A 13,882-nucleotide genomic window follows, 5' to 3' on the forward strand; every position below is an offset into this window, starting at 1 on the left:
CCCAGGGCGACCCTGGCCCATGTCGTGGCCAACGCCAAATTGCCGTGGATTTGCATGATGTTGATGACACGACGCGCCGCCGTCGGCGGACTGGTTTCGCTGGTCGCCCTCCCCGCTTTCGCGCAAGGCTCGCCCGGCGCCGGCACCGCGCTCCTGAACGCGCGCCTCTTCACCGGCTCCGCCATGAGCGCGCCCTCGAGCCTGCTCATCAAGGATGGCCGCATCAGCGCGATCTCGGCCGGGGCCGGCCCGGCGGACCTTCCGCAGGGCGTGCGGCGCGTCGACATGGCGGGACGCTTCCTCGTCCCGGGGCTCAACAGCGCGCATGTGCATGTCGGCCATGTGGTCGGGATCGAGTCCGGCATCCGATTCTATACCCGAGACCGCGTCGAGGAGCAGCTCGCGCTCTACGCCGCCTTCGGCGTGACGCAGGTGTCGGCGCTCGGCATGTCGCCGCCGCTGTTCCACGAGATCAGGCGCGAGAGCCAGGCGGGGCGGCTCAAGGGCGCGACGCTCTATGGCGCGGGCCCGGGCGTCGGCGTCACGGACGGCGCGCCGCCCGCGAAGGTCATGAACCTCAGCGACGAACAGGTCGCGCGGCCGCGCACCGCCGCCGAGGCGAGCGACGTCGTCGACCAGCTCGCCGAAGCCGGCGTCGACCAGATCAAGCTCTGGATCGAGGACATGAACGGGCAGCTGCCGGTGATGTCGCCCGAGATCGCCAAGGCGACGGCGGACGCCGCGCATCGCCGAAACCTGCCGGCGGTCGCGCATGTGCACGACGTCTCCCACGCCCGGCTCGCCATCAATTCGGGCGTCGACGTCCTCGGCCATGGCGTGCGCGACGAGGAGATCGACGACGCCATGCTCGCGGCGATGAAGCAGGGCGGCGTGCGCTACATCCCGACCATCCAGATCGACGAGGCCGAATACATCTACGTCGACCGGCCGGAGCTCGCCGACGACCCGTTCTTCAAGGCCGCGGCGCCGGAGGCCTTCCGCAAGAGGATGGCGGACGCCGCCTGGCGCGAGACGCAGGCCAAGAAGGGCGAGAAGAACCGCCCCTCGGTCGAGATGAACAAGCGCAACCTCGCGAAGCTCCACGCCGCCGGGATCACGATCGGAATGGGCACGGATTCGGGCGCGACGCCGATGCGCATTCCGGGCTTCGCCGAGCACCGGGAGCTCGCGCTGATGGTCGAGGCGGGGCTGACGCCGGCCGACGCGCTGCGCATCGCCAGCGAAGGCTCGGCGGCGGTCTACGGCCAGAAGGACCGCGGCGTCCTGAAGGTCGACGCGGCCGCCGACCTCGTGGCGCTGGACGCCGACCCCGTGGCCGACATCGCCAACATGCGCCGGATCGTGTCGGTGTGGCGGGCCGGCGAGCAAATCGCCGGAGCGCCCGCCTGATCAGGCGGGATCGGCCTCGGTCCGCACCCGCGACTTGGTCGGATCGTAATGCGGGAAGGCCACGACCGTCGCCTTGATGCGCTTCTGCTGGCCGTCGAGCTTGCCGATCTCGACGTGCTCGCCGAGGTTGGCGTAGGTCACGTCGAGGCGCGCGAGCGCGATCGACTTGCCGAGGATCGGCGAGCGCGTCGCGCTCGTCACGACGCCGATCTGCGCGCGGCCGACATGGACGCAGTCGCCATGGCCGATCGCGTCGTTGGAGGCGATCTCCAGCCCCACGAGCTTCTTCGACGGCGTCTCGCGCCGGCGCGCCAGCGCCTCGGAGCCGACGTAAGCGTCGGCCTTCTCCTTCGGCACCGCGAAGCCGATGCCGGCCTCGAACGGGTCGGTCTGGTCGCAGAATTCGTAGCCCGCGAAGGCGAGCCCCGCCTCGATCCGCACCATGTCAAGCGCGAGAAGCCCGAGCGGCTTGATGCCGTGCGGCTCGCCGGCCGCCATGATCGCGTCCCACACCTCGACCGCGCGGGAGGGATGGCAGAACACCTCGTAGCCGAGCTCGCCGGTGTAGCCGGTGCGCGAGACCACGACGGGCACGCCTGCGAGCCGCCCGACCGTGAAGCGGAACCACTTCAGCTCCGAGACGGTCGGCTCGGCGGGCGGCGTCACCGTGATGGCGTGGAGGATCTCGCGCGAGCGGGGGCCCTGCACGCCGACATTGTGGAGCTGGTCGGTCGCGGTCTTCACCCAGACCTTGAGATTGTGCTTGGCGGCGAGCTCGCGCAGATGCACGCCGCAGTAATCCTCGCCGCAGATCCAGCGGAAATTGTCCTGGCCGATGCGGAACACCGTTCCGTCGTCGATCATGCCGCCGTGCTCGTAGCACATGGCGGTGTAGACCACCTGGTTGATGGCGAGCTTCTTCATGTTGCGCGTGACGGCGAGCTGCATCAGCGCCTCGGCGTCAGGGCCGATCACCTCGAATTTTCTCAGCGGCGAAAGATCCATGATCGCGGCGCGCTCGCGGCAGGCCCAGTATTCCTCGATCGGGCCGTTGTCCGAGTAGCAGTCGGCGAGCCAGAAGCCGCGATATTCGGAGAACTTTCGGGTCAGCGCAGACGTGCGCGGGTGGAAGCCGGTCTCGCGCGTGAGACGGGGCGCGGCGTCGGGGGTCATGCGGTGAGCTATCCCTCGGGAGAAGGTTTCTGACGCGTCATAGACGCGGACGTGGATGTCGGTCGGGGCCCAGCCGTTCGCGGGGTCGATGTCGTCGGTGCAGGACGAGGACGCGCAGACAAGGTCGGTGAGCGCGCGCAGCAGCACGTAGTCGCCGGGCCGCGACCATGGTTCGTCCATGCTGATCGAGTCGTCGGCGTTGACGGTGGTGTTGTAGAAGAAATTGATCGCGGGCCAGCCGGCCTTCGGCGCGATCCCGTAGGGCTTCAGCGCGCGGTTGAAATTGTCCGTGCAGTTGTCGTGGCCCGGATAGCCCATGTCCTCGTAGTATTTCGAGTTGCAGGCCAGCAGGAACGCGTCGTGGCGGCCGACCGTGTCGCGCACGATCTCGACGAGCGGGGTCAGCCGCGCGTCGAAATACTTCGAGTGAAGGCCCGGCGCGGGATTGGCCGTGGCCATCAGCGTGCGGGTGACCGTCGGGTCGATGCCGGTCTCGTCGCCGCGCTCGAGCGCCGCGGCGTCGAAAGCGAGGAAGTCGGAGCACTGGCGGCCGTCGACGTCGATGATCTGGATGTAGTCGCCGGCCTTCACGCGATAGGCGGACGCCGTCGCGGCGTCGATGCGAAGGTCGAGTTTCGGCTCGGCGAGCGGCGCCGGGGCGACGCCCTTGGCGGGCGCGGCGGACTCGATCTCGACCAGGAGCTCGGTCGGCGGGGTCTGTTCGTCCGGAGCCATCTGCGCGCCGGCCGGAACCAGCGCGCAGACGGCCGCCGAGGCGGCCTCGAGGGCGATCGAAGCGCCGGGCTCGGCGTCGTCGGAGAACAGGCGGAAACCCTTGAGCTTCGAGACGTCCGTCCCGCGCGCCGCGAGCGCGGCTCTGGCTGCGGCGGCTTCAGCCTCATCGGCCGGCGTCAGCCCTTCGGCCTCGATCTCGCCGGAGACGAGCAGGAGGCCCGGCTGGCGGCCTTCCGGATCGACGATCCGGACCCGGTCGCCGGCCGCGAGGTCGAACAGCAGGGGCTCGGTCCCGCGCGCCACCAGCGTGTCGGTGCGCAGCGGCGAGGTCGCGTCTGAACGGGCGTCCATGATCTTGGTCCTCGATGGATCATCGTCATCCCGGACCAGCGGCGAAGCCGCGCCGATCCGGGGTCGTCTTCAGGATGGGGCGCCCCTTCCGGAACGCGATCCCGGATCGACGGCTTGCAGCCCTCGTCCGGGATGACGCCCCTTGAGGCTACTCCGCCGCCTGGCTCGCGGGCTGGTTCAGGAACGCCTCGAGGCTGTCGTCGAGCGCATCCATCCACGGCGTGTGGTGCACCGGCGCGACGGTGCCGGTGAGCGTGGAAGGGTAGGAGCGGTTGCGGTAGGTGAGGATGCCCTCGGCCTTGTGGTGTTCCCACTCCTTGAACAGCCGCGCGCACATGTCGACGTCGAGACGCGGATAGTCGGTGGGCTCCAGCAGGTCGCGGACATAGTCCGTCTGGTAGTCGATCATCTGGTCGGCGTTTTCGAGCGCCTCTTCACGCGACATCCAGCTCTGCCAGTCGGCGCGCATCTCTTCGGGAGACGGAAGCGCGATGCGGCCGAGCACGACGTCGCGGGCGTACCAGGCCTGCGCGTCGAACATGTTGAAGGTGTAGAACTGGTCCTGCGCGCCGATGTAGAGCAGCTTCGGATTGCCCTCGTAGAAGATGCCCTTGTAGAGGTTCGGCGGGAACAGCCGGTTGCGGGTCTTCAGGCGCAGCTCGTCGTCCAGGAACGGGTAATAGTTCAGGTAGCCGGTGCAGAAGATGATGGCGTCGACGCCGTCGACATGGGTGCCGTCCTTGAAATAGCAGGTGTTGCCGACGACCTTGGTCAGCAGCGGCTTCTCCTCGAAACCTTCCGGCCAATCGAAGCCCATCGGCCGCGTGCGGTAGCTGAAGGTGACGCGCTTCGCCCCGTATTTGTGGCACTGGGTGCCGATATCCTCGGCCGAATAGCTCGAACCGATCATCAGCACGTGCTTGCCCGCGAACTCGTCCGCGACGCGGAAGTCATGGGCGTGCATGACGCGGCCCAGGAACTTATCGACGCCCTCGAAATACGGGATGTTCGGCGTCGAGAAGTGGCCGTTGGCCACCACGACGTAGTCGAACTCTTCCGAGAACACCCGGTCGCCGACCAGATCCTTCACCGTGACGGTGAACTTCTCCGTCTCGGCGTCGAAGGTCACGCCTTTCACGGCGTGGCTGAACTTGCAGTATTTGCGCACGCCGGACTTCTCGACGCGGCCGGCGATGTAGTCGTGCAGCACCGCGCGCGGCGGATAGCTCGGGATCGGCCGGCCAAAGTGCTCCTCGAAGCCGTAATCGGCGAATTCGAGGCACTCCTTCGGGCCGTTCGACCAGAGATAGCGGTACATGCTCCCATGGACCGGCTCGCCGAACTCGTCGAGACCAGTGCGCCATGTGTAGTTCCACAGACCGCCCCAGTTCGACTGCTTCTCGTAGCAGACGAGCTCGGGAACCTCGGCGCCCTTCTGCTTGGCGGACTCGAAGGCGCGGAGCGCGGCGAGGCCGCTCGGGCCGGCGCCGATGACGGCGATACGCTGGGTCATGACATCCTCCTTGAACTGAACGGCGAGCGTCAGGCGCGCTCTTCGAGCGGGTGCGTGCGCAGGCGGTGCGGGTCGTAGAACGGCGTCCGCACGACATGGGCGGAGAACTCGCCCTTCTCGGACTTCACCGTAAACGCGGTTCCGATCGCCGTCAGGTCCGGCGTCACCTGCGCAAGCGCGATCGACTTCATCAGATAGCGGCTGTAGGTGGTCGAGTTGACCGTTCCCACGTCCTTGCCGTCCTTCAAGAGCTTCGCGCCGGGCTCGATCGCCTCATGGGCGTCGATCTCGACGCCGACATTGGCGAAGCGGATGTCGCTTTTGCGCTTCTCGAGCGCCGCCTTGCCGTTGAAGTCAGACTTGGACAGGTCGACGGTCCAGTCGGCGCCGACCTCCCAGGGGGTCTCGTCGCCATGAGGCATGTCGAAGGGGAAGAACAGCAGCGCGCCCTCGACGCGGACGATGTCGAGGCAGTCCCACGACGCCGCGCAGATGCCGGCGCTCTTCCCGGCCTCCATGATCTTCTCCCAGATGACCGGCGCGTCGGCCGCCGAGCAGAAGACTTCGTAGCCGCGCTCGGCCGAATAGCCGCCGCGCGCGATCAGCACTTGCTTGCCGAACAGCACGTTGGGCGAATGCTCGAAATACTTGAGGCCGGTGATGTCCTTCTCGGCGTGCGGCTTCAGGATGTCGAGCGCGAGCGGGCCCTGCAGCGAGAGGATGTGGACGTCGTCGTCCTTGGCCCAGGTCGAGGACGAGCCGGCGAAGAAGCCGTCGATGACGTCCTCAAGCGCGCCGCCGCCGTGGGAGAGACGGAACTCGGTCGGCCCGTCGCAATAGACCAGCACGTCGTCGATCAGGTTTCCGTTCTCGTTGACGATGTTGGAGATCGCCGACTGGCCGGCCTTCAGCTTGGCCATGTCGGAGGTCAGCATCTTGTTGAGCACGGCGACGACGTCGGCGCCCGAAACGTTGATCATGCGAAGCCCCGAGACGTCGAACAGGCCCGCCTTCGTGCGGACGGTCGCGGTCTCCTCATAGGGGCAGGTCGAGTAATGCTGCGGGATCGGCATCCCGTTCCAGTCGCTGTCGAGCTTTGAGCCGAGATCCAGGTGGATCTTCTCGAGCGCGTTCTTGCGGGGAAAGTCGGCGGGTCCCATCGAAATGTCCGTTCTTGTCTGACGTTTATTGTTGCATCAGCGGAAGTGCGTCCTTCGAGACGGCCCTTCGGGCCTCCTCGAGGCATGAGGACCGGGGAGGACGCCAAGCTCCGACCTCCCTCATGCTGAGGAGCTTTGGCGTCAGCCAAAGCGTCTCGAAGCACGCAGTCCGGTCGGAGCGAGGCGCCTCCTTCAGTCCGGATAAAAGCCCGGCGAGGTCGGCGCGCCGTCGTCGTGCTTGGCCAGCCAGTCGACCACGGTCTGGCGGTAGCGGGTCGTGCCCTTGTAGTCGGCGATCTGGTCCGGCAGGTCGCGCAGCACGCGGTGGAAGCGGCGCGCCCATTTGGGGATCGTCACCAGCTCTTCCATCTTGATCAGGTAGCAGCGGATCGAGAACACGATCGCGTTCGAGCGCGGCAGCCGCCACAGCGCCTGCAGCTCGACGCGCAGATGCACCTTGTCGCCGACGTTCTCGGGCGTCACCGTCGTCCGGTCTACGCCCCACTTGTGGTAGTTCTCCGGCGACGTATCGAGCCGCGGATTGATGGTCATCGTCCAGTTGAGGCGGCGCACCGGCCGGCCCTGCTGAAGGTTCAGCAGGAACTTCAGCGCCCGGTCGAACACCCCGATGTCATGGGCGATCGGCACCGGCGCGTGCCATTCCATGAAGTTCATGCCGAGGTCGAAGTCGAGCGACCAGTCGGCCTGGGACGTGATGATGCCCGCGTCCATCCAGAGATTGTCGTTTCTCTGGTCGATCAGGTTGAAGTCGCCCTGGCACTGGCGGGTGACGTATTCCATCGGCGGATAGGGCAGCGTGGCCGTGTCGCCGAAGGTGAACTGCTGGTCGATGCCGAGCGGCCGGTTGATCCAATGCCAGCGGTCGCCGTCCTTGGTCAGGGTGAAGTGCTCGGGATAGTGCTTCGACATCGACTCCATCAGGAGCTCGAGCAGGTCCCATTCGGCCGTGATCATGTGCGGCAGCGACTGGCAACGCAGCGGGTCCTGCTTCAGCACCAGCGACCGGTCGGCCATCTCGGCGACGTAGTGCTCGTCGATGTCGATCGGGAATTCGGTCGCCGACTTGATCGGCCCCGGCATGTGCTGCTCGATGTTGACCGCGTACATGTAATGATCCTTGTCGAACGGGAACGGAAAGCGACGGATCGCCTCCGGCGAGTTCGAGAAGGTGAAGTCGTCTCGGAAGGTTTCGGTCTTGAACTGGATCGTCATCGGGCGGCTCCGTTCGAGTATTGGATCAGCCCGACTGCGTGCTTCGAGACGGCCCTTCGGGCCTCCTCAGCATGAGGGGCGTGGGAGAATGCCAAAGCGCGAACCGACCTCATGCTGAGGAGCCCGGCGGGAGCCGGGCGTCTCGAAGCACGCGCTCGGCTCGTGCAGGCCGCGCTCACAGGTCGAGCACCAGTTCGCGGCCTTTCAGGCGCGACATGCAGATCATGATCTTCCGGCCCGAGGCCTTTTCCTCGTCCGTGAGGTAGTGGTCCTTGTGGTCGAGCTCGCCGTCGGCTCCGAGCACCACGGTCTCGCACTGGCCGCAGGCGCCGCCGCGGCAGAGATACGGGGCGTCGACGCCCGCCTCCTCGATCGCTTCGAGCAGGCTCTGGTCGGAGCGGACCTGCGCGGTGATGCCGGCTTTCGCGAGCGTGACCGAGAACGGCTCGCCGCCCGCCGGCGACAGGAAGCGCTCGGCGTGGAGGTTCTCGTCGGGCCAGCCGGCGTCGCGGCCGCCTTTCAGGATCGCGTCGATCATGCCCTCGGGCCCGCACACATTGAGATGCGTGCCGAGCGGCTGGTGGGCGAGGATTTTCGCCACCTCGATGATCTCGCTGCAGTCGTCGCGGTAGAGCCGGAGCTTGTCGCCATGGGCGTTCCCGAGCTCCTCGACGAAGGCCCCGTGGGCGGCCGAGCGCATGGCGTAGTGGATCTCGTAGGGGAGGCTCTGCTTCTTGAGCTCCGCCGCCATTGCGTGGATCGGCGTGATCCCGATGCCGCCCGCCACCAGAATGTGCTTGCGGCCCGTCCGCACGATCGGGAACAGGTTCACCGGCATCGCGATGGTGAGCTCGGTTCCGACCTCGACCTTTTCGTGCATAAACCTAGAGCCGCCGCGGGAGTCCTGCGTCCGCAGCACGCCGATCCGGTAGCTCGAGCCGTCCTCGGCGCGGTCGATCAGCGAATAGGGGTTTTTGATCCGGCGGCCGTCGTCCGACATCGTCACGATGACATGGGCACCGGCCGAATAGGTCGGCAGCGGCTCGCCGGAAACGGAGACGAAGCGGAAGCGCTTCACCGTGTCGGTCGCCTGCTCGATCTCGGCAACCCGGACCTTCAGTTCGACGCCGCCGCTCACAGGTAGAGCTCCTCTTTCGCCGGAAGAGCGCCGGGCTCCTCGCAATCCACGACGACGCCCTGGAAGGCCGCGAGCCGTCGCGAATAGTGGTCGCGCACGAACAGGTTCAGCCCGCAATGCGAGCAGACGAAGGGCGTCGCGGTCACGTCTTCGGTGACGCCCTTGCAGTGGACGCACTGGACGCGCCGGGCGAGCGAGCCGCGATGCTCGGTATAGATCGACTGATGGTCGACGCCGTGCTCGAGGCCGGACGCGATCACCTTGCCGAGAAAGCCCTCGACGCCGGCCGCGTAGAGACGCGTGCCCATGACGGCGTTGGCGAGAAAACTGTTGAGCCGCACCATGGCGGTCTCCTGGGTGGGCGCCACATGCAGCGTCCCGACCCCGAGGCCCGCGAGCGCGTCCTCGTGGCCCTGCCCCGCGGAGCCGCCGGGCGTGTAGATCAGCGTCGTGGCGGCGAGCGCGGCGGGCTCGCCCTTGAAGGTCCCGATCACCGCGAGGGCGCCCTCGCCTTCCGCCGCGACGAGGTGGCGGCGCGCCCTCTCGTCAAGCTTCAGTCCGGGATAGATCGGTCGGCTTTTGATGGCGGACACGAAGTCTCTCTGCTCAGCTATTTCGAGGCGTGGCGAAAAGAGGCCCCGGCGCGTCGCCGCGCCGGGGCCGGGACGCGATGCGTCAGAGCTGGAAGACCCAGTTGGCGATGAGCACCGTGGCGACGCCCGCCAGCAGCGTGAGGTAAGGCAGGATCCCGGCCTTGCGCTGGCTGATCGCGTTCTGCTCGCCGACGCCGAGGTCCTCGAGCATCTTGGCCGGGAACTTGCCCTTGTCCTGCACGTAGTGGCGGAACAGGAACACCGGGATGATGAGCGCGGCCGTGATCAGGCCCGCCCACAGCGCCATCGGATTCCAAACCTTCGCCCCCGCGCCCATGAACACGGCGTTGACGAAAGCGAAGATCGTGCCGATCGCGATGATGACCGTCGGGGCCTTGTAGGGGCGGTCGATGTGGCCGTTGTCGATCCGGTGGATCCAGCCCGAGTTCAGGTTCAGGAAGTTGAAGATGATGTAGCCGCAGTTCGACACCGCCAGGATGAAGAAGAACGAGGTGGCGTCGGCGCAGGCGATCGCGAGCAGGACCAAGTTGACCGCGAGGTCGGTCCACATGGCGTTGGTGGGCGCGCCGTTGTGGTTCACGAAGGAGAGGTACTTCGGCAGCCAGCCGTCGACCGAGCCCTGGTAGAGCGTGCGCGAGGAGCCGGCCATCGCGGTCATCAGGCACAGGATCAGCGCGAGGATCATGAGCATGACCAGCGCGTTCTCGATGATCGGACCGCCGCCGACCATGTGAGCGAGCGCGGCGGCGACGCCCGAGCCGTCAACGATCGGGGTCTCGAGCATGCCCGTCAGGCCGAGCTGGCTCTGGAACGTGAAGGGCACGATCACGAAGAAGCCGATGCAGAGGAGGCCCGAGAAGAAGATGGCCTTGAACGTGTCCTTGCGCGGATCCTTGAACTCGCTCGTGTAGCAGACCGCGGTCTCGAAGCCGTAGGTCGACCAGGCGGCGATGAACATGCCGCCGAGCACCAGCGTCCAGCCGGCGATGTTCCAGGAGCCGGGCTCAGGCTTGTAGGCCTCGGCGAGCGGCACGAAGGGCGTGAAGTTCGCCCAGTTCACCCCGTTCTGCAGCAGCGGCGCGATGCCGACGATCGCGAGCGGGATGATGACCAGGAGGCCGATGAACTTCTGGGTGTTGGCGGTGTCGAGAATGCCGCGATGCTGGATCCAGAAGGTCATCAGCATCAGCGCCGCGCCGATGAAGAAGGCGGCGTTGAACGAGAACGACACCGGCCCGAGCGAGCCCGTGAACAGCGTCCAGGTCCGCAGCGCCGAGGCCGCGTCGGGCGAGATCGCGGTGAGGATGTAGCCGGCGGCGATCGAGGTGCCGAGCGAGAGCACCGGCGACCAGGCGAACCAGTTGCACCACACCGAAAGCGGCGCGACGGGCTTGGCGTAGCGCACCCACGCGGCCGCGCCGTAGATCGAGGCGCCGCCCGACTTGTTCGGGAAGAGGCCCGCGATCTCGGCGTAGATGAAGGACTGCAGGAAGCCCATGAACATCGACGCGGCCCAGATCGCGAACGCGACCGTGCCGGTCGTGCCGGCGATGCCGCCGATCGAGAACAGGACCAGCGGCGGCACCCCGCTCGCCACCCAGAACGCGCCTGTCCAGTTGATGCTGCGTGAGAGTTGGCGCTCCTCGCCTCCCGCCACGCTGATGTCGCCGGCCGCAATTGTCATGTTGTTACCCCGTTGCAGTCACGATGCATGGCGCTTCCGCGAGCTTTCGCATGCGCCCAGGCGCAGCGTTCAAGGCATAGAGCCCCGAACGCCGCAGCCGTTTCCGGCGCGCCGCAAGAGTTCGCCGCCGCGTCGGCATGATGTCCGTCGCGGCTCGAAAGCATTGGTCTGACGTCGTAGTCCGTAAGCATCGACGACACGCCCGTCCGTGGCCGGATCGACTGCGTCTTCGCGATCTTGCCGCGATGATGCAGCAATTATCGCCCATGTCAAAAGTTTTTCTTCTGAATAAAAAATAGGCTGAAGCGCCGATATTTGCGGCAGCAAGTGCAGCGCATGCGAAGCCCTCCCATGGCGTCGCCGAACGCAAGCTTTCAGCATGCGACGGCGATGCGTTGCTTGAGACGCAAGGGATGGAGATCTTCGGCGCAGGGAAGCGCAGCGCTCCGAAATTTTTCGGAGACGCGGATGGCCTGCGTTAGCTTAGGCGTTCCCTTGAGTCTTTCTTATTTTGAAGTGAGCATCCCCGCGCTTTGCTGATGACGCAATGGTGACGAATGGCACCATTGGGCACGCCTATCGATCGCGGGGCGCTCGCGAATCCGGTCTGGAACGGCTCTCAAACTTGCGCGGGACGGCGTGATCGCGGCTTTGTTCGACGCGCGAGAACGCTTAGGTTCCCTTGCATGATCTCGACCGAAGCGCGGTCCGCGCTGCCCCGCATCGACGCGCCGGACTGGTTCGCGCATGCGGGCGAGGTCATCCAGTCGATCGGCACCAAGTTTTTCCACCGGGAGCTCATCGCGCTGCTGGAGGCGAGCATCCCGAGCGACGCCGTCTGGATCATCCGCTATTCGGGCGAGGCGCCGCCGGACGTCGTCTACACCCACAACGTCAGCAGCCACGCGATGGACGTCTACATGAACGAATGCGGCGGCGTGGACCCGTTCTCCCGCCGCTGGAAGGCGACGCGCGAGCCCGGCGTCTTCACGCTCGAGACCCTGCGCGACGAGAGCGTCGAGTACCTGCTCTACACTAGGCTGTTCCTGCCGGCGGCGCAGGTCGAGGACGAGCTCGGCGTGATCTTTCCCGCCACCGCGCACAATTGCTTCGCGTTCTTTCTCGAGCGCGTCTCCGGTCATTTCACGCGCGCCGAGGTCGCGCGGGCGCAGCTGATGTATCCGGCGCTCGAAAGCTTCTACCGCGCGCATCTCGGCTGGATGTTCAACGAACTGCGCTACGACGACGGCGCGGACGTGACCGCGATGATCGACCGTCCGACGCTGATCGAGGACCGCTCCGCCGAGCCGGTCTGGTCGAACGCCGCCTGGAACGAGCGTTTCGCCGCCCATCCGGCGCTCGCCGCGCAGCTCGGCGCGCTGCGGGGCGGACCGCTTCCCCAAGTCGAGCTCGACGACGCCGTCCTGAAGGCGGAGGCGCTCGGAGCCGATTTCCCGCTCGCGCCGGGCGGCCGCATGTATGTGATAGAGCCGCGGCCGCGCGGCGCGACCGACGACGCGGTGCTGTCGAACGTCCTGCAGATCTTCACGCCGCGCGAGCGCGACATCCTCGATCTCGTGATGAAGGGGCGGAACTCCGCCGAGATCGCGGAGACGCTCGGCCTCGGGGTCGGCTCGGTGAAGAACTGCAAGATGCGGATCTACCGCAAGGCCGACGTCACGACCGAAGCCGCGCTGGTCACGAAATTGATGGCGCTCTATGAGGCTCACCCGTGAGCACGGCGGTTGGTCTGCCGCAAATTTGGGCAGAGCCCATGACGCGTCAGTCGGATGAAGCCGAGAATTTTTCGCCGGACGCCGTGGCCGGGCCCATCCGGCTCGGCCAGGCGGAATGGTTTCGCCGGGTCGGCGAGGTCGCGTCGTCGATCGGGACGGACCGGTTCCACCAGCTTCTGGTCGAGCTGTTCGGCGCCACCATCCCGCACAGCGCCAGCTGGATCATCCGCTATTCACGCGGCGCGCCGCCGGACGTCATCTACACCGCCAACGTTCCGGCGGACGTCGTCGACTTCTATGTCGCCAACTGCTCGGCGCTCGATCCGTTCTCGGCGCACTGGAAACGGTACGAGGAGCCGGGCGTGCGCTCGCTTGCAAGCTTCGGCGCGCGCGGCGGGCCGATCGATCCGCAGCCCTACAGCCGCCTGTTCAAGGCGGCGGCCAAGATCACGGACGAACTCGGGATCTTCTTCTCGACCGTCGGACACTCCTCGCTCGGCATGTTCCTGGAGCGCGAGAAGGGCCGCTTCACCGAGGCCGAGATCGAGCGGAGCCGTCTCGTGTTTCCCATGCTCGACGGCTTCCACAAGACGCATGTCGGCCGGATCTTCGACAGGCTGCGCTACGCCGGCGACGTCACCGACAGCGAGCTGATCACGCGCCCGACTCTGGTGCAGGACCGGATGGGGCTCGAGATCTTCGCGACCCCGTCCTGGCGCGAAGCGACGGCGGCCGACGCCTCGATCGCCGAAGCCGTGGCCGCGGCGACGGACGCGCGCTCCATCGATCTCGCCGGCCACACGCTCAAGGTCGAGCGCTTCGACGACTACTTTCCGCTCGCGCCCGCGGGCCGGATGTTCGTTCTCACGCCGCGCGCCAAAGCCGCCGACCGGGCGGAGCCGGATCCTGGCCTGACGGCGCGCGAAAAGGCGGTCTTCGATCTTGTGATGGCCGGCGTCACCACCGGCGCCATCGCCCAGACGCTCGAAATTAGCAAGGGCGCGGTGAAGAACGTCAAGCTGCGGATCTATCGCAAGGCCGGCGTCGCCTCCGAGCGCGCGCTCGTCCAGAAATTCGCCCGCGCCAGAACCGCCGAGTGACCTCGCGCCAGGGCTCCGTCCGCCTCCGGCGGACC

At 66.8% G+C, this 13,882-nt stretch carries 10 protein-coding genes; 3 read left to right on the forward strand and 7 right to left on the reverse strand.

Annotation, left to right across the window (positions count from 1 at the left end; genetic code table 11):
* Positions 1 to 63 precede the first annotated feature (63 nt).
* Complete coding sequence (locus tag ACFOWB_RS00625; RefSeq protein WP_378145107.1) at positions 64 to 1,410, forward strand: amidohydrolase family protein; 1,347 nt, start codon at positions 64 to 66, stop codon at positions 1,408 to 1,410.
* Here ACFOWB_RS00625 and ACFOWB_RS00630 read toward each other — a convergent pair whose 3' ends face one another.
* The 7 genes from ACFOWB_RS00630 to ACFOWB_RS00660 form a co-directional block, all read right to left on the reverse strand.
* On the reverse strand, positions 1,411 to 3,669 hold the full coding sequence (locus ACFOWB_RS00630; RefSeq protein ID WP_261401787.1) for a DUF1989 domain-containing protein: 2,259 nt from the start codon (positions 3,667 to 3,669) through the stop codon (positions 1,411 to 1,413).
* Positions 3,670 to 3,817: 148 nt separating this feature from the next.
* The gene (locus ACFOWB_RS00635; protein WP_261401786.1) at positions 3,818 to 5,182 is read right to left on the reverse strand and encodes an NAD(P)-binding domain-containing protein; all 1,365 of its coding nucleotides are present in this window, start codon (positions 5,180 to 5,182) and stop codon (positions 3,818 to 3,820) included.
* A 29-nt stretch (positions 5,183 to 5,211) separates the two neighbouring features.
* Positions 5,212 to 6,342 (reverse strand): aminomethyltransferase family protein, encoded by a 1,131-nt coding sequence (locus ACFOWB_RS00640; RefSeq protein ID WP_261401785.1) that lies wholly within the window; start codon positions 6,340 to 6,342, stop codon positions 5,212 to 5,214.
* A 192-nt stretch (positions 6,343 to 6,534) separates the two neighbouring features.
* Complete coding sequence (locus ACFOWB_RS00645; RefSeq protein ID WP_261401784.1) at positions 6,535 to 7,575, reverse strand: heme-dependent oxidative N-demethylase family protein; 1,041 nt, start codon at positions 7,573 to 7,575, stop codon at positions 6,535 to 6,537.
* A 175-nt stretch (positions 7,576 to 7,750) separates the two neighbouring features.
* The gene (locus tag ACFOWB_RS00650) at positions 7,751 to 8,713 is read right to left on the reverse strand and encodes a PDR/VanB family oxidoreductase (protein ID WP_378145111.1); all 963 of its coding nucleotides are present in this window, start codon (positions 8,711 to 8,713) and stop codon (positions 7,751 to 7,753) included.
* On the reverse strand, positions 8,710 to 9,306 hold the full coding sequence (locus tag ACFOWB_RS00655) for a dimethylamine monooxygenase subunit DmmA family protein (RefSeq protein ID WP_261401783.1): 597 nt from the start codon (positions 9,304 to 9,306) through the stop codon (positions 8,710 to 8,712). The genes ACFOWB_RS00650 and ACFOWB_RS00655 overlap by 4 nt, the downstream gene beginning before the upstream one ends.
* An 82-nt stretch (positions 9,307 to 9,388) precedes the next feature.
* On the reverse strand, positions 9,389 to 11,011 hold the full coding sequence (locus ACFOWB_RS00660) for an APC family permease (RefSeq protein WP_261401782.1): 1,623 nt from the start codon (positions 11,009 to 11,011) through the stop codon (positions 9,389 to 9,391).
* Positions 11,012 to 11,697: 686 nt separating this feature from the next.
* Between ACFOWB_RS00660 and ACFOWB_RS00665 the strand changes: the two genes are divergently transcribed.
* Positions 11,698 to 12,747 carry a helix-turn-helix transcriptional regulator gene (locus tag ACFOWB_RS00665; protein ID WP_261401781.1) on the forward strand — a complete coding sequence of 350 codons (1,050 nt, stop codon included), beginning with the start codon at positions 11,698 to 11,700 and terminating at the stop codon, positions 12,745 to 12,747.
* Positions 12,748 to 12,785: 38 nt separating this feature from the next.
* Positions 12,786 to 13,847, forward strand: a complete 1,062-nt coding sequence (locus ACFOWB_RS00670) for a helix-turn-helix domain-containing protein (RefSeq protein WP_261401780.1) — start codon at positions 12,786 to 12,788, stop codon at positions 13,845 to 13,847.
* Positions 13,848 to 13,882: the final 35 nt, after the last annotated feature.

It is taken from the genome of Chenggangzhangella methanolivorans (assembly GCF_042648545.1).
Taxonomy (GTDB): Bacteria; Pseudomonadota; Alphaproteobacteria; order Rhizobiales; family Methylopilaceae; genus Methylopila; species Methylopila methanolivorans.

Excerpts from the sequence above, each read along its gene's own strand:
- ACFOWB_RS00625 (WP_378145107.1), top strand. The coding sequence starts at position 64 with ATGACACGACGCGCCGCCGTCGGCGGACTGGTTTCGCTGGTCGCCCTC.
- ACFOWB_RS00670 (WP_261401780.1), top strand. The coding sequence starts at position 12,786 with ATGACGCGTCAGTCGGATGAAGCCGAGAATTTTTCGCCGGACGCCGTG.
- ACFOWB_RS00665 (WP_261401781.1), top strand. The coding sequence starts at position 11,698 with ATGATCTCGACCGAAGCGCGGTCCGCGCTGCCCCGCATCGACGCGCCG.
- ACFOWB_RS00660 (WP_261401782.1), bottom strand. The coding sequence starts at position 11,011 with ATGACAATTGCGGCCGGCGACATCAGCGTGGCGGGAGGCGAGGAGCGC.
- ACFOWB_RS00645 (WP_261401784.1), bottom strand. The coding sequence starts at position 7,575 with ATGACGATCCAGTTCAAGACCGAAACCTTCCGAGACGACTTCACCTTC.
- ACFOWB_RS00630 (WP_261401787.1), bottom strand. The coding sequence starts at position 3,669 with ATGGACGCCCGTTCAGACGCGACCTCGCCGCTGCGCACCGACACGCTG.
- ACFOWB_RS00635 (WP_261401786.1), bottom strand. The coding sequence starts at position 5,182 with ATGACCCAGCGTATCGCCGTCATCGGCGCCGGCCCGAGCGGCCTCGCC.
- ACFOWB_RS00640 (WP_261401785.1), bottom strand. The coding sequence starts at position 6,342 with ATGGGACCCGCCGACTTTCCCCGCAAGAACGCGCTCGAGAAGATCCAC.